10 protein-coding genes are annotated in these 16,096 nt (G+C 72.1%); 4 read left to right on the forward strand and 6 right to left on the reverse strand.

What is annotated here, in order from left to right:
• Positions 1-3 precede the first annotated feature (3 nt).
• Together G3I78_RS01720 and G3I78_RS01725 are read left to right on the forward strand one after the other, a co-directional pair.
• Positions 4-1,479 (forward strand): tryptophan 7-halogenase, encoded by a 1,476-nt coding sequence (locus G3I78_RS01720; RefSeq protein WP_164420907.1) that lies wholly within the window; start codon positions 4-6, stop codon positions 1,477-1,479.
• Positions 1,480-1,607: 128 nt separating this feature from the next.
• Complete coding sequence (locus G3I78_RS01725) at positions 1,608-3,086, forward strand: glycoside hydrolase family 3 N-terminal domain-containing protein (RefSeq protein ID WP_164420908.1); 1,479 nt, start codon at positions 1,608-1,610, stop codon at positions 3,084-3,086.
• A gap of 87 nt (positions 3,087-3,173) precedes the next feature.
• On the opposite strand, the gene G3I78_RS01730 is transcribed toward G3I78_RS01725, so the two are convergent.
• Positions 3,174-4,478, reverse strand: coding sequence for a cellulase family glycosylhydrolase (locus tag G3I78_RS01730; protein ID WP_164420909.1), 1,305 nt, complete (start codon positions 4,476-4,478; stop codon positions 3,174-3,176).
• A gap of 8 nt (positions 4,479-4,486) precedes the next feature.
• Here G3I78_RS01730 and G3I78_RS01735 point away from each other — a divergent pair, with 8 nt between their 5' ends.
• Together G3I78_RS01735 and G3I78_RS01740 are read left to right on the forward strand one after the other, a co-directional pair.
• Positions 4,487-5,542 carry a BadF/BadG/BcrA/BcrD ATPase family protein gene (locus tag G3I78_RS01735; RefSeq protein WP_164420910.1) on the forward strand — a complete coding sequence of 352 codons (1,056 nt, stop codon included), beginning with the start codon at positions 4,487-4,489 and terminating at the stop codon, positions 5,540-5,542.
• Positions 5,539-7,761, forward strand: a complete 2,223-nt coding sequence (locus G3I78_RS01740) for a glycoside hydrolase family 3 N-terminal domain-containing protein (RefSeq protein WP_164420911.1) — start codon at positions 5,539-5,541, stop codon at positions 7,759-7,761. Before G3I78_RS01735 ends, G3I78_RS01740 begins: the two co-directional genes overlap by 4 nt.
• On the opposite strand, the gene G3I78_RS01745 is transcribed toward G3I78_RS01740, so the two are convergent.
• From G3I78_RS01745 to G3I78_RS01765, 5 genes are all read right to left on the reverse strand, one after another.
• Positions 7,751-8,632: a carbohydrate ABC transporter permease gene (locus tag G3I78_RS01745; RefSeq protein WP_164420912.1), complete on the reverse strand. Its 882-nt coding sequence runs from the start codon at positions 8,630-8,632 to the stop codon at positions 7,751-7,753. The genes G3I78_RS01740 and G3I78_RS01745 overlap by 11 nt on opposite strands.
• Positions 8,629-9,642: a sugar ABC transporter permease gene (locus tag G3I78_RS01750; protein ID WP_164420913.1), complete on the reverse strand. Its 1,014-nt coding sequence runs from the start codon at positions 9,640-9,642 to the stop codon at positions 8,629-8,631. Before G3I78_RS01750 ends, G3I78_RS01745 begins: the two co-directional genes overlap by 4 nt.
• 2 nt (positions 9,643-9,644) lie before the next feature.
• A complete protein-coding gene (locus tag G3I78_RS01755; protein ID WP_164420914.1) occupies positions 9,645-11,021 on the reverse strand; it encodes an extracellular solute-binding protein in 1,377 nt (458 codons plus the stop codon).
• A gap of 117 nt (positions 11,022-11,138) precedes the next feature.
• On the reverse strand, positions 11,139-11,828 hold the full coding sequence (locus tag G3I78_RS01760; RefSeq protein WP_164420915.1) for a peptidyl-prolyl cis-trans isomerase: 690 nt from the start codon (positions 11,826-11,828) through the stop codon (positions 11,139-11,141).
• Positions 11,825-16,039, reverse strand: a complete 4,215-nt coding sequence (locus G3I78_RS01765) for an NEW3 domain-containing protein (RefSeq protein ID WP_164420916.1) — start codon at positions 16,037-16,039, stop codon at positions 11,825-11,827. The genes G3I78_RS01760 and G3I78_RS01765 overlap by 4 nt, the downstream gene beginning before the upstream one ends.
• Between the last annotated feature and the right edge of the window lie 57 nt (positions 16,040-16,096).

Below are 16,096 nucleotides of genomic sequence, written 5' to 3' on the forward strand. Positions count from 1 at the left end.
CCGATGACCCCCGAGTACGACCTGATCGTCGTCGGCGGCGGCCCCGCAGGATCGACCGCCGCGGCCGCCGTCGCGCTGCGCGGGCACCGGGTGCTGCTGCTGGAGCGGGAGACCTTCCCGCGGTACCAGATCGGCGAGTCGCTGCTGCCCGCCACCGTGCACGGACTGTGCGGCATCCTCGGTGTCGCCGACGAGGTCGCGGAGGCCGGGTTCACCGTCAAGCGCGGCGGCACCATGCGCTGGGGCCGGGATCCCGAGCCCTGGCAGTTCTCCTTCGCCATGACGCCCCGGCTGCCCGAGCCCACGGCCACCGCGTTCCAGGTGGAGCGCTCCCGGTTCGACGAGATCCTGCTGCGCCACGCGGCCCGGGTGGGCGCCGAGGTGCGCGAGGGCAGCCAGGTGCGCCGGGTGGTCGCCGACGAGGAGCGGGTGCGCGGGGTTGAGTACACCGACGCGGACGGTAACGCCCGTACCGTGTACGGCCGTTACGTCATCGACGCCTCCGGCAACACCAGCCGGCTGCACTCCGGAGTGGGCGGGACGCGCGTCTACTCCGACTTCTTCCGCAACCTCGCCGTCTTCGGCTACTTCGCGGGCGGACGCCGGCTCCCCGAGCCCAACAGCGGCAACATCTTCTGCGCGGCCTTCGACGCCGGCTGGCTCTGGTACATCCCGCTCAGGGACGACCTGACCAGCGTCGGAGCCGTGATCTCGCCCGAGCACAACCCCGCCGTGCAGAGCGACCCCCGCGCCGCCTGGCGGGACCTGATCCGGGCCTGCCCCGAGGTCGCCGAGCTGCTCGACGGAGTGCCGGTCGCGACCGAGCCGCCGTACGACCAGGTGCGGGTGCGCAAGGACTGGTCGTACTGGAAGAAGTTCTTCTGGACGCCCGGTATGGCGCTGGTCGGCGACGCGGCCTGCTTCGTGGACCCGGTGCTGTCCTCCGGTGTCCATCTGGCCACGTACGGCGCCCTGTTGGCGGCCCGCGCGGTCAACTCGGCGCTCGACGGCAGCGTGCCGGAGGAGCGCGGGTTCGCCGAGTTCGAGGCGCGCTACCGGCGTGAGTACGGGGTGTTCTACGAGTTCCTCATCGCCTTCTACGACATGGAGCGCAACGAGGAGTCGTACTTCTGGTCGGCGAAGAAGGTCACGAAGGTGCAGAGCGCCGAGGCCGTCGCGTTCGCCGAGCTGGCCGGCGGGCTGGTCTCCGGTGACACGGCCGTGCTGCGTCCGGAGGGCCTCGGGGAACACTGGGGCGCCGCGGCCGCCGAGCTGGACGGCGCGGTGGAGCGGCTGGCGACCACCGACGACCGCGTGAACCCGCTGCTGTCCACGCGGGTCGTCGGCGACACCTTCCGCACCGGCAACGACCTCCAGGAGCAGGCACTCTACGGCGGTCCGCTGGACGCCGGCGCCCCGGCCGCCCCCGGTCAACTGGTCGCCTCCGCCGACGGGTTGGGGTGGGACCCGGCCCGCTAGAGCATCGGCGGCGGGTGGGGCAGCCTCGTCATGACCATGGTGAACGGGGGCTGACAGCGACGGGATCGGTGAATGACCGAACCACTGGTATGTTGACTTTCGGCTGATCGAGCCAGAGGATTCCGGGGGTGACCCACACCGAGCGCCCGCCTGCCCGCACCGTCCTCCCCGTCGACCTCGACGAGGCCGCCCACCGCTGTCTCGTCGCGGGGTTCGAAGGCACCACGGCCGTCCCCGACACGCTGAAGCGGCTCATCGACCGCGGACTCGGCGGGGTCATCCTGTTCACCCGCAACGTGCGCGACGCCGAGCAGGTCCGCCGGCTCACCGACACCCTGCGGGCCCTGCGCCCCGACCTGCTGGTCGCCATCGACAACGAGGGCGGCGGCATCGGTCACCTGGTCGCCGCGGACGCCCCGGAGGTCCCCGGCTCCTACGCCCTCGGCGTCGTCGACGACCCGGCCCTCACCGCCCGCTGCGCCGACGCGCTCGCCGGGCACCTGGCCACGCTGGGCATCACCGCGTCGTACGCCCCCGTCGCCGACGTCCAGCGGCAGGCCGACAACCCGATCGTGCGCACGCGTGCCTTCGGTGACCGGGCCGAGCTGGTCTCCCGGCATCTGGGCGCCTGGATCGCGGCCACCGAGGCACGCGGCATCGCCTCCTGCGCCAAGCACTTCCCCGGGCACGGCGGCACGCTCACCGACAGCCACCACGAACTCGCCGTCGACCCGCGGCCGTACGAGGAACTCGACCTCGAACCCTTCCGGGCCGCGATCGCCGCGGGGGTGCCGATGCTGATGAGCGCCCACGTCGTCTTCCCGGCACTGGACGCGAACCGGCCCGCCACGCTCAGCCGGCGCATCCTGCGTGACCTGCTGCGGCACGAGCTGGACTTCGAGGGGGTGCTGGTCAGCGACGCGCTGGAGATGAAGGCCATCGCGGACCGGTACGGGGAGGCGGCGGGCGCACGGATCGCGCTCGCGGCGGGGGCGGACCAGGTCATCGTCGCGGTGGCGGATCTGGCGGTCACGCTTGAGTGCCGGGACGCGGTGCTCGCCGCGCTCAGGGACGGGGTGCTGGGCGAGGAGCGGGTGCGGGAGGCCGCGGGGCGGGTGCAGCGGCTGGTCGAGCGGTACGCGACGCCGGCCGGCGAGGTCGCGCCCTGGGACGCGGAGGCCGGTCTTGAGGCGGCTCGGCGGGCTCTCGGGGGGCAGGTTCCCCTGGCCCCCGTCTCCGGGGCGCATGTCGTGGACTTGTTCCCGGCGCCGCATCCCGCGTTGAACTGGGGCGGGGAGGATCTGCTGACCCAGGTGCTGGCCGTTGATCCGACCGCCACGGGGACGGCGGTGGCCGGGGAGCCGGTTGATCTGGAGGGCGTGGCCGGGGAGGTCCTGGCCAAGGCCGGGGATGCGCCGCTGGTCGTGGCCACGTGTGACGCGGGGCTGTATCCCTGGCAGAAGCGGCTGAGGGATCTGCTGGTCGCCCGGCGCCCCGGGGCGGTTCAGGTCGCCACGGGGCTGCCGGACGGGAGTGCGGTCTGTTCCTACGGCCGCGGGAGGGTCAATCTGCGGGCGGTGGCTGAAGTTCTGGTGGGGACCCGGTGATCTCGCCTGCGGGCCGGTGGGGTTGGCCGCGCCCACGCGGCGGAGCCGCACAAGGATGCAGCCCCGCGCCCCCGAAGCAGCTCACCTTCACGGAACGCGTATGAGCTCCTTGATTCCCCGCGCCGCCAAGTAGTCCTCGTCCGCCGCTCGTTCCGCCAGTACCACCGCCGGCCGCACCCCCTGCTGACGCAGCCGCATCCACTCCTCGAAGTACGCCCCGCCCGGGCCCGACACCGATCGCGTGGACGGGGTGCAGTCCAGGACCAGGGCCGTGTCGCGGGGGAGGGCGGCCAGGGGGGCCGCGCGGAGTTCCGCAACCGTCGCCGCGACCGACTCGGCGATCGGCTTGGGCTTTCCGGACGCGTCGAACAGGCCCAGCGTGTACTCCAGTTCGGGGAAGTCCGCCAGCGCGCGGTCCACGTCGTGGGAGCACCACCAGGTCACGCCCCACAGGCCCGCGCAGCCGGACGCGTTGAGAATGGTCTCGCGGGCGAAGTGCGGGGCGTCGGCGGCCGGGATGTGGGGTTCGGGAGCGCCCGTCTCCTGGACCCAGACCGGGCGGGCGGGGTCCTCGGCGTAGGCCTTGGCGAGTTCGGTGCCGTACTCGGCGAGATGCAGGACCTGCGGCGAACGGGGGCCGTAGAGACGGGCGCAGCCGCCGGAGAAGACCCAGGGGTGGACCGTGGTGACGTCGCCCTTGCGGGCCGAGGCCTGAGGGGTGAAGGGGTGGTCGTCGCCGTACCAGGCCGCGTCGTACGCGGAGTGGGTGACCAGGCCCCCGTCCGCACCGAGGCCCTCGCGGGCGGCGGCCAGCAGGGAGTCGAGGTAGTGATCGACCTCGGTCACCGTCGCCGGGTTGTGCTCGATCAGGTTGTTGAGCTCGTTGCCCAGCTGGAGACCGATGAGGTTGGGGCGACCGGCGAGGGCCCGCCCCAGCGTGCGCAGCAGCTCCGCCTGAGCGTCGATGGCCTCCGGGTCGGTGAAGACGTTGCGGTGGTGCCAGCTGCGGGTCCACTCCGGGTAGAAGTCGAAGCTCGACAGATGGCCCTGCACGCCGTCCACCAGCACATCGAGGCCCGCGTCGGCGGCCAGGTCGACGAGGTGCGCCAGCTGGTCCACGGCGGTGGAGCGGATCATCGTGCGGTTGGGCTGGAGCAGCGGCCAGAGGTGGAAGACCCGCACATGGTCGAGGCCGAGCCCGGCGATCTGGGCGAGATCGTCGCGGGCGCGGGCCGGATCGAAGTCGTGCCAGGCGTGGAACCAGCCGTGGCGAGGCGTGTAGTTGACGCCGAAGCGGAGCGTGGGAATGGGATCCTCCTCGGGTTCGGCCCGGTCCGACTCCGGCCCGGCTCTTGTTCCGCTCTTGTCCTGGGCGAATGTATCAATCACCATAGTCGTCGATGGGTAATGATTTGAACCAAGAACTGGTCGTCGGCCTCGACGCCGGGGGCACCCGCACCCGTGCGGTCCTCGCCGCCGCCGACGGTCGTGTGCTGGGCGAGGGCGCGGGCGGCCCCGGCAACGCGATCACCGTGCCGCTCCCGCAGCTCACCGACCACCTCGCCGACGCGCTCGCCCGGGTGGTGCCGGAAGCCGCGCGCGCCCGGGTCGTGGCCGTGACCGGCGGTTTCGCGGGCGCCACAGCCGCCTCCGAGGACGACCCCGGCACGGCACGGGCCCGCACCGCCCTCACCGACGCCCTGCGCCGCCTCGGCATCCCGGCCGACCGGCTCGGCGTGTGCAGCGACATCGAGGCCGCCTTCGCCGCCGCCCCCGGCACCCCGTCCGACGGCCTCGCGCTGGTCGCGGGCACCGGCGCGGTCGCCATGCGCATCACCGGCCGTCACGCCACGACCACGGTCGACGGCGACGGCTGGCTCCTCGGCGACGAGGGCAGCGGCTTCTGGATCGGCCGCAGCGCGGTCCGCGCCGCCCTGCGCATGGCCGACGGCCGCGGCCGCCCGACGGTCCTCGCCGGCTGGGTCGGCCGCACCCTCGGCCTGCCCGTCGCCGTCCTCCCCACGGCAGGCATTCCGTCGTACGACAGAGGCGGCACCCCCCGCCCCACCGGCACGGGAGCCCACGACCCCGGAGTCCCCGGCTGGCAGCGCGCCCGGCGTGAGGACTACCGCAGGCTCCTGCTCCCCGCCGTCATGGCCGATCCGCCGATCCGGCTGGCCCGCTTCGCCCCGCTGGTCGCCGAGGCCGCCGCCGAGAAGGACGCCGTGGCCCAGGAGATCCTCGGCGAGGCGGCCGACCACCTCCTGGACACCGTACGAGCCCTGGAACCCGTGCCAGGCGAGCGGATCGTCGCCACCGGCGGCCTCCTCGGACCCGAGGGCCCGCTCACGACCCCGCTGACCGAACGCCTCCACGCCCACGGCCTGACCCTCGACTGGGTGGCCGACGGCTGCCCCGGCGCGGTCGCCCTCGCGAGACTGGCCCACCTGTCATGAGCGACGCCGTGTACCGCGACCCCACCGCCCCCCTCGACGCCCGCGTCGACGACCTCCTCGCCCGGATGACCCTGCGGGAGAAGGCCGGCCAGCTCAACCAGCGGATGTACGGCTGGGACGCCTACCGGCGCACCCCCGACGGCGGCTTCGCACTCACCGAGGCCCTGTACGCCGAGACCGACCGCTTCGAAGGGCTCGGCGCCCTCTACGGCCTCCAGCGCGCCGACGCCTGGTCCGGCGTCGACCACGCGAACGGGCCCGGCGCCGAGGACGGGGCCGCCCTCGCCGAGCTGGTGCAGCGGCACGTCGTGGCGCGGAGCAGGCTCGGCATCCCCGCGCTGTTCGTCGAGGAGGTCCCGCACGGCCTCATGGCCCTCGACGGCACGGTCCTCCCCGTCAACCTGGCGATCGGCGCCGGCTGGGACCCGGACCTGTACGAGCGCGCCGCCGCCCACGCCGCCGCCGAACTCCGCGCCCGGGGCGGCCACATCGCCCTCGTCTCGGCCCTGGACATCGCCCGCGACCCGCGCTGGGGCCGCACCGAGGAGTGCTTCGGGGAGGACCCGTACCTGGCCGCCCGGCTGACGGAGGCACTGGTGCGGGGCATGCAGGGTTCCCCAGGTGAGGGCGAGGACGTCTTCGCGCCCGACAAGGCCCCCGTCGTCCTCAAGCACTTCGCCGGTCAGGGCGCCACCGTCGGCGGCCGCAACTCCGCCGAGTCCGAGCTGGGTTGGCGCGAGCTGCACGAGATCCACCTCCCCGCCGCCCGGGCCGGGGTCCGCGCGGGCGCCGCTGCCGTGATGGCCGCGTACAACGAGGTCGACGGCATGCCCTGCTCCGGCAACCGGGCCCTGCTCACCGGGCTGTTGCGCGAGGAGTGGGGCTTCGACGGGCTCGTCATGGCGGACGGCCTCGCCGTCGACCGGCTGGCCCGGATCACCGGGGACAAGCTCTCCGCGGGCGCGCTCGCCCTCAACTCCGGTGTGGACCTGAGCCTTTGGGACGAGGGCTTCACCCATCTGGAGGAGGCGGTCGAGCGCGGTCTGGTGCGCGAGGAGACGCTCGACACCGCCGTCGCCCGCGTCCTGCGCCTGAAGTTCCGGCTGGGGCTGTTCGAGCGGCAGGACGCGACGGCCTCCGCTCCGGCCGGTGGCGCGGAACTCAGCAAGGAGGTCGCCCGGGCCGCCGTCACCCTCCTGCGCAACGACGGCGTGCTGCCCGTCGGCGCGGACGTCTCCCGGATCGCCGTGCTCGGCCCCCAAGCGGCCACCACCGCCCACCAGTCGGGCGACTACACCGCCCCGCAGCGCCCCGGCACCGGCAGCAGCGTCCTCGACGCCCTGCGCCGGCTCGCCCCGCCCCGCCTCGACATCCGCCACGCCCCCGGCTGCACCCTCACCGGCACGGACCTCTCCGGCATCCCGGCGGCGATCGCCGAGGCCGCCGCGTCCGACCTCGCCGTACTGGTGCTCGGCGGCAGCAGTGCCCGGACGCCCGACACCGAGTTCGACGCCAACGGGGCCGCGCTCAAGGCCGTGTCCGAGATGACCTGCGGGGAGGGCGTCGACCTCGCCGAACTGCGGCTGGGGGCGGCCCAGTACGCCCTGCTGGACGCCGTCGTGGCCACCGGCACCCCGACCGCGGTCGTCCTGGTCCAGGGGCGCCCGCACGTCGTGCCGGACACCGCGTCCGCCCTGCTCACCGCCTGGTACCCCGGGCCCTGGGGCGGCGAGGCGATCGCCGAGGTACTGCTCGGGCTCGCGGAACCGGCGGGCCGGCTGTCCGTCTCCGTCCCCCGCTCGGCGGCCCAACTCCCCGTCCACTACAACCACAAGGACACCGAGTACGGCGGATACGTGGACCGGAGCGCGGAGCCGCGGTACTCCTTCGGGCACGGGCTGTCGTACACGGGCTTCGCGTACGGCGAGCCCCGGACCGCCGACGGGACGGTGAGCGTGGAGGTCACCAACACCGGGTCGCGGTACGGGCGTTCGGTCGTCCAGGTCTATCTGCGCCGGCTGATCACCACCACCTGGCCGCGCACCCTCGAACTGTGCGGATTCGCGGGGGTCGGCCTGGCGCCGGGCGAGTGCCGTACGGTCGCGATACGACTCGGCGCCGACCAGCTGGCCGGCGCCGGAGTCGTCGAGGTCCGGGTCGCCGAGTCGGCACGGGCGGCCCTCACCGCCGTACCGCTGACCCTGGACCTCAGATCTTGACCGCTCCTGAGGACACACCCTTGTAGAACCAGCGCTGGGTGATCACGAACAGGATCAGTACCGGGACCACCGAGATCACCGAACCGGCCATGACCATCCGCTGGTCGTAGCCGAACGACGAGCTCTGGAGACGCGAGAGTCCCAGCGTGAGCGTCATGTTGCTCTCGGAGCGCAGCACGATCAGCGGCCACAGGAAGTCGTCCCAGGCGCTGATGAACGTGTTGATGACGACCACCATGATCGCGCCCCAGGCGGACGGCAGATACAGGTACTTGAAGCGCTGCCACTCGTTCGCGCCGTCCAGCATCGCCGAGTCCTCGATCTCGCGCGGGACCGCGAGGAACGCGCCGCGCATGAGGAGGACGTTGATCGCGCCGACGAACCCGGGCAGCCAGACGCCGGCCAGGCTGTCGACCAGGCCCAGGTCGCGGATGCTGATGAACAGCGAGACCATGATCGACTCGAAGGGGAACATCATCGAGGCGACCAGCACCACCCAGACCGCCTTGCGGCCCTTCCAGGCGGGCTTGGAGAGCATGTATCCGGCCGTGGTGGAGAAGACCAGCTGGCTGGTGACCGACAGGGCGACAACGATCAGGCTGTTCTTGATGTACGACCACACCGGCACCTGGTCGAAGACCGTGCGGTAGGCGCGCAGTGTCGGGTGGTGCGGCAGCAGGGTGGCGCCCGCGCCGAAGACGTCCTCGCTCGTGCCCTTCAGGGAGGCGAGCAGCTGCCACAGCAGCGGGCCCACGGTCAGGCCCAGCACCAGGAGCAACAGCAGGTAGCGGACGAGGAGTTCGCGCGGGCGGCCGTAGTCGCGCCAGCGGGGCATCAGACGACGGCGCTTGTCGACAGCGGCCGTGCTCATGACTCGTCCTCCTTGGTCAGACGCTGCGCCAGCAGGGTCAGCCCCAGCGTCAGCGCGAACAGGGCGACGCTGACGGCCGAGCCGTATCCCGCGTTGCCGGTGATCGGGTCCAGGCCGACGTCCCGGATGTAGAACGGCAGGGTGCGGTCGGCGCCGCCGGGCCCGCCGGTGGAGCTGCCGAGCATGTAGATCTCGGTGAAGACCCTGAGCGAGCCGATGCCGGTGAGGGTGCCGACGAGCATCATGGCCGTCCGGACGCCGGGGACCGTGATGTGCCAGAAGCGGCGGACGGCACCCGCGCCGTCCATCTGCGCGGCCTCGTGCAGTTCCTTGGGCACGTTCCCGAGGGCGGCCAGGTAGAAGACCATGTACCAGCCGAGGCCCTTCCACAGGGTCAGGCCCATCGCGGAGAGCAGGATCAGCCACGAGTCTGACAGGAACGGGATCGCCGACTGGATCAAGTGGGCTTTCTGGAGCCAGGTGTTGACCAGGCCGTCGTCCGCGAGCAGCCACTGCCAGCTCAGGCCCACGACCACGCTGGAGGCCAACACCGGTGTGTAGAACGCCGATCGGAAGAAGCCGATGCCCGGCAGGTTCTTCTCCACCAGGACGGCCAGCATCAGCGGCAGCAGCACCATCAGCGGGACGACGATCACCGCGTACAGGATGCTGTTGCGGGTGGCGAGCCAGAAGTCGTCGTCCTGGAGCATCCGCGTGTAGTTGTCGAGTCCGACGAAACCCGCGGCGCCGCCGAGCGGCTTGGCGTTGGTGAACGACAGCAGGACCGTGTTGAGGAACGGGAACACCCCGAACACCACCGCGCACACGATCGCGGGCGCGGTCCACAGCCACGGCAGCCACCAACGGCGGTACATGGCCGCTCCGTTGGCCCCGGGGGCGGGACCGGGCAGCGCGGCCTTGGCGATACGGCGGAGGCGGGACGGGGCCGGGACCGGCGCGGAGGTCAGGGGCTCCACGCCGGACACCGGGTTCGTGATCTGTGCCGTCACCGTCAGCTGCCCTGCTTCAGCAGCTCGTTCGCCTTTTCCTGGGCGTCCTTGACGGCGTCGGCGGCGCTCTTCTTGCCCTGCATGGCCAGCTGCACCTGGGCCACGATGGCGTTCTGCACGGCCGGAGAGAGGTTGGTCTGGTTGGTGGAGGCCGTCTTGAGCTGGTCGGCGACGAGCTTGCGGGCCTGGGAGAACGGGTCGGTGCCGGTGACGTTCTGGAAGAACGGGTCGCTCAGCGACTCGGTGGTGGTCGGGAAGATCACCACGGCCGGGTCCTTGCACCAGGCCGTCTGGTTCTCGGCGTTGGTGAGGAACTCCGCGAACGACAGCGCCACCGGGGCGTGCTTGCTGGTCGCGGCGACCGAGATGTACTGCGGGGCACCGGCGGAGGCGACGCCGAGCGCGTCGTAGGGCTGCTGGCCGACGGCCGTCTTGGCGTAGATCGACGGGCTGTTCTGCTTCACGAACCGCACGAAGCTCGGGTTCGTCGAACCGTAGGCGACCTTGCCCTGGCTGTAGAGCGTGGACGGGTCGTTGCTGGAGGACAGCGAGTCCTTCGGCATTGCGCCCGCCTTGTACAGCTTCGCCATCCACTCCACCCACTGGGTGGTGCGCGGGTCGTCGGCGAACACGGCGGACTTGCCGTCGGAGGAGAGGACCTTGATGTTCATCTGGTCGAAGTCGGCGGGGATGCGCCAGACCGGGTTGGCCATCGTCGCGAAGAACTTGCCGTCGGCGGCCTTGGCGACCTTCTCGTAGTCGGCGAAGAGCCCGAAGATGCTCGTCGGCGGCTTCGCCGGGTCGACGCCCGCCTTCGCCAGCAGATCCTTGTTGTACGTCAGCAGGACACCGCCCGTGTACCAGGGCAGCGTGGTGTGGATCGCCTTGCCGGAGGCGTTCGCGAAGGTGGCGGTCTTCCAGAACGACGGCACGAAGGGCTTGGACGCGTCCGGGTCCTTGGTGCCGATGTCGAGCAGGTAGCCGGCCTTGGTGAGGGCGGTCGCCGTCGGCGCGTTGACGTTGATGACGTCGGCCATCGTGCAGGCCTGGGCGTCGGCGACGGTCCGGCTGGTGAAGGTGTTGTCGCCCGGGTCGTCGATCCACTTGACCTTGGTGCCGGGGTGGGCCTTCTCGAAGTCCTTGATCACTCCGTTGAAGAAGTCCCCGAAGTCTTTCTTCAGGTTCGTCGTCTGGAAGGTGATGTCGCCCTTGACCTCGCCGGTGAGCTTCCCCGACCCGACGTTGCCCTTGTCGACCTTGCAGCCGCCGGCGGTGGAGTCACCGCTGTCCGAACCACCGCCGGAGAGGCCGCAGCCGGCGGCCGTGAGCGACAGAACGGCGATACAGGTCAGGGTGCGGGTCAGTCTCTTTGCGCGCATGTGATGCCCTCCACGGCTGGTTCAATGAACCAACTCCGACTCCGATTGATGAAAAGGTGGACCAGAATTCATCGGAGGTCAATGGTTTGCTGTGTTGCGTTTAGGTTCCGTAGGAGATCAGTGCCGGTGTTCATGGTCCGGATGGGACGGGTCACCAGGGTGTTCGTGCCCGTGGGAGTAGGTCACACCGGCGCGAGCCTGGTCCAGCCAGCCGAAGAACGCCTGGTGCCCCGCGGCCCTGCGCAGCTCGCGCGCGATGCCCTCGCGGGCCTCCTCGTACGGGCGTACGTCCTCCGGGGCCACCCCGTCGAAGGGGGTCACGCCTCGCCGTAGCGCCTCCGGGGTGAGGAAGCGGTCCTGGTTGCGGTCGTAGTAGTCGCGCACGGCGGCTTCCGGGACCGTCTGCTCGGACTCCAGGGCGGCGAGGAGGGTGCGGGCGGCGGGGGAGTGGGCCAGGGCCGCGGCGACGATGCTGCCGAGGTCTGCGACGTCGGATTCGGCCAGGGTGAGGGGCTTGGCCGGGGAGACTTCGGGTGGGGGTTCGAGGCCCCGGTCCGCGCAGGCCCTTCGGGCCAGTTCGTCAGTGACCACGACTTGAGTTGCCCAGCGGCGGCGTTGTCTCGCGACAGAGGGGGGTTCCGTCTGTCGTCTGGCGGGTGCGGGTTCGTGGGGGCTGGTCGCGCCCCGCGGCGGAGCCGCATGTCGATACAGCCCCGCGCCCCTGACGGGGCGCGTTTCCAGGAACGCGTTCACCCGTGCTGTCGGGAGCGGTTCGCCTTCTATCAGTGCCGCGTGTTCCGGCTTCACTCGGTCACCTCCAAGGGGATCGTCCTCGTGTACGCCACCTGGCCGTTCCACGCCGTCTTCGCCATCAGCCAGTACGAACCCGGCGGGATCGACGAGCCGTCCACCTCGATCACGGACTCGGCCCGTTCTCCTCCCGGCACGGTGAAGCCCTGGAGGCCCGGTGTCACGCCCTGCCAGGTGCCCCAGGACGAGACCGCCCAGAGTTGGCCGCCGACCGGGCCCCGTGTGGTGTTGTGCAGGCTCACCGGAACCTGAGCCCGCTCGCCCCTGCGCAGGGTGACGCGGTCGGCGGCCAGGTCGCAGCGCAGGCCCTGGCCCGCGGGGGGTGCGCCCGGGATGTCGAGGCCCACGACGTCCTCGTAGGTCTGGCCGCCGTACGAGAGCCGGGCCGTGAGCCAGTGGCGGCCGGGCTCGGCGTCCGGGGGCGGGGTCACGGTCACCTCGGACAGGGAGAAGCCGCCGGGGCCGAGGGCGTAGGGGAGTTCGGCGGGCTCGGCCGACCAGCCCGGCGGTACCTCGAAGAGCACCGTGCCCTTCGTCGAGGTGTCCGTGAGTTCCGAGCCGACCCGGACCGTCGCGGTGACCGGGCCGGTCGCGGTGAGCGTGGTGGGGGAGAGGTACACCGACACCGGCATGTTGCCGCGCGGGGCGGGGCCGGAGTTGTGCAGCCAGTAGCGGGTGTGGACCGGCTGGGCCGGTTCGTGGGCGGCCACGCCCGGCTCGGTCGCCGGCTCGGGGGCCTGGGGCGGTGTGGCCAGGACCGTGGCCACCTCGAAGCCGGTCAGGCTCGTCTCCAGGGTGCCCTCGCCGTCCGGTGTCAGCGGGTCGCCGGGCCTTTCCAGTACGTCCGCCCGGGCGCCCTCGGTCCACGCGACCGGCCCGCGCACCCGTGCCCGCGCCGGCCGTCCGTTCACCTCGTGCACCCGGACCACGACCCCGCGCCCCGGGTCGGCGGGGTCCGCGCTGCCCCGGGCCAGCGGGGAGCCGAGCGGCTTGAGGGCGTCCAGGAGCACCTCGCGCGCCGGTTCCACCTCCAGCAGGGAGGTCCTGCGGGGCAGGAGTGGGGTCTCGCCCTCGCCGCGCACCCTGGCCGTGAGCGGATGGTTGAACTCGTGTCCCCTGGCCGGGAGTTGAAGGTCCCGCCAGTCGCCCTCGCCCGCGACGACCGCGTACTCGAAGGTGTGCGACCAGCGCTGGAGCTGGAAGCCGGAGCCGTCGGGGGTGGTGCGGCGGGGCGGGTCGACCCAGATGCCGGACGGCCAGCCGGTGCAGGAGCGCATGAGTGACATGCAGAGGTCGCCGGAGCTGGTGATCACACAGCCGGGCGTGCCCCGGTTCAGGACCGCGAAGCCGCGCCCGTCCCAGGCGTCACCGGGCGGGAGCGCCTCGCCGCCGCCCGCCGCCGTGGCCGTGATCGTGAAGTCCTCCAGGTCCGCGATCAGGGCGTCGACCGCCTTCGCGTCGCCCTCCTCGGCGGGGCCCGCGATCACCAGCAGCGGCAGCCGCTCCAGGTCGCGCAGGTCGGCCCCGGGCACCCACTCCTCGCGCAGGGAGGCGCGCGGTGCGACCCAGACGGCGGCCACGCCCTGTTCGGCGACCTGGCGGCGCAGCTCGCGGTCGGCGGCCGGGTCCATCGCGAGGGCCTCGGCGACCAGGGAGTTGCGGTCGGGTCCGCCGACGGCGATCCGGATGTCCGGGAGGTTGGAGTCGACCTCCAGATCGCCGTAGCGGGGGCCGCCGGCGACGGTCGAGGTGGCGGTGACGCCGGCGCGGACCAGGGCCGCCGCGAGCGGGGCGCCCAGCTCACCGGCCTCGTCCCAGTCGGCGTACACCAACTCGGCCACCCCGATGGCCCGTTGGCCGAGTGCGGCACCGGAGCCGTCCAGGAGCGCGACCCGGGCCGTGGATCCCAGGGCGAACCAGGTGTTGGCCGGGTTGTCCAGCGTCCAGGGGAACTCCTCGCTGTTCACCTCCACGAACCCGAACCCGCGTCCGATCACCGCGTCGGCGACCTCGTGCACGGGCAGCCCGCCCCGCACGTCCGAGGGCCAGCGGACCCGGATCAGGCGGTCCTCGCCGTCGTAGCCGTCGATCGTCGTGGTGACGTCGAGACGGTCCACGCCGGTCCAGAGGGTCAGCTTCTGCGTGTACTCGAAGAGTCCGAGGTCGGCGCGGACGGTGATGCGGGACCCGGCCGGGGAGTGATCGACATCGATGTCGGCGGTGACGTCACCGCTGCGGGCGGCCGTCGTGCCGGTCGGGGTGAGATGCCAGGGGCCCTCGCCGAAGCGGGGGTGCCGGGAGAACTCCTCCTGGACGACCAGCTCGTTGCCGACGTCCCCGGAGGGCAGCAGCTCACGGCCGCCCTCCGTCAGCGAGCGCAGACTGCTGACGGCACCGCCGCGCGCGGGGTCGACCGTCAGCTCGTAGAACTCGTTGCGGATGGTCGTGCCCTCGCCGGAGGTCCACTCGGGGAGCGAACCGGCCGTCAGGGGAAGGGACTTGAGACCCATGCCGGGCACCTCGGGGACGACGACCCGCAGCGTGCCGTCCCCCTCGCGTACGGCGGGCAGCGGCTGGAAGTCGTCGCCGACGGGGACGAGTCCCGGGTCGTCGACGGTGAGGACGTCCTGGCGTTCCCAGGTCGTGGAGTTGAAGACCACCAGGTCGGGACCCGTGCCGGGCTCGACCCGGTCGGCCAGCGCCTGGGTCGCGTCGGCGTGCACGGTCTCCGCGAGGTCGGCCAACTCCCGCCAGCCGGTGAGGAGATCGATGTACACCTGGTCCGACTCGGAGCCGGTGATGGCGTCGTGGTGGGCGCCGTAGACGAGCTGTCGCCAAGCCTTGTCGAGGGCCGCGTCCGGGTAGGGGTGCCCGGTGACGAGGGAGGCGAGGGTCGCCCAGGCCTCTGCGTCGGCGAGCAGCGTCTCGCCGTACCGCTGGGCCTGCTTGGTGTCGATGTAGGAGACGTCCTTGCCGGTGTAGACCGGGTTCATGTCCCGGGTCTGCGGCGAGGCCTTGCGGCCCTCGGTCTCCAACTCGGCGCGTACGGCGGCGAAGAAGTCCCGGGGGATGCCGCTGACGAAGCGCGGCCAGACGTAACGCTCGTTCCAGTCGCGGTGGATGCCCATCACCCAGCGGCACGGCGGCGCGTAGTCACCGCCGACCGGGAGGAGGACGTTGCGGGTGAGCGCGACCTTCTTGAGCCCCTGGAACAGCTTGAGCGCCTCGGCCTCCGCCTCCGGCAGCGTGGGCGCGTTGTCGATCCGCCAGCCGGCGCCGTAGTGGTTGACCATGTACGCGGTGAGGATCCCGCGCCCCGAGGGGGCGATCCAGTCGAACTCGGCCGGGAACTGCATCCGCTTCGGGTCACGCGGTTCCTCACCGAACACGGAGAGCGTGGGACCCCACTGGTGGAAGGGCCCGCGCGCCCAGGAGCTGGACGTGACCCCCGCGTCCGCCATGATCCCCGGGAACTGCGGGTCGTGCCCGAACGCGTCCAGCTGCCAGGCCGTCTCCGGGGACGCCCCGAGGATGGCCCGTTGGTATCCGTCGCCGTACAGGGCGTTGCGTACGGTCGCCTCGGCGCCGGTGAGATTGGTGTTCGGCTCGTTGTAGGTGCCGCCCATGATCTCGACGCGGCCGGTGCGGATCAGCTCCCGCAGGAAGCCGCGCTCCTCGGGGAAGGCGTTCCAGTACGGCTTGAGGTAGTCGACCTCCGCGAGCACGAAGGTGTACGCCGGGTCGCGCCTGGCCAGGTCGGAGTGGGCCCGGACCAGGCTCATCCCGGACTGGCCGCGCGAGTCGAAGGTGCGGGCCGGGAGGCCGGTGGTGGCCGGGTCGTCGGCGACGTCCCAGGTCTCGGTGTAGGCGCCCTGGGTGTTCCACCAGACCGGGTCGTAGTGGAAGTGGCTGACCATGAACATGGTCCAGCCGGGCTCGGCGACCGTGAACTCACCGGTGCCGGTCGCGGTCTCGTCGCCGTCGGCCGCGGTGACCCGGATCGGTCCGCCGGTGCCGGTCACGGGTATCTCGGCGCGTACGGTGCCGCTCTCGCCGACGGTGACGACGGTCTCCCCGGTGCCGTGTCCCTCGACGGTGACGCGGACCTCCCGGCCCGGGACGTGCTCTATCCCGGCCGCCACCACCTGAAGCGGTTGCTCGGGGCTGCCGACGAACAGCTCGGTCGACTCGACAGAGGTGACACGCATGGGGCTCCTACGAGTACTCGTGCTCGGGGGAGCCCCATCCTGGCATCGGATGGATGA

The organism is Streptomyces sp. SID13726, assembly GCF_010548375.1.
Lineage (GTDB): Bacteria > Actinomycetota > Actinomycetes > Streptomycetales > Streptomycetaceae > Streptomyces.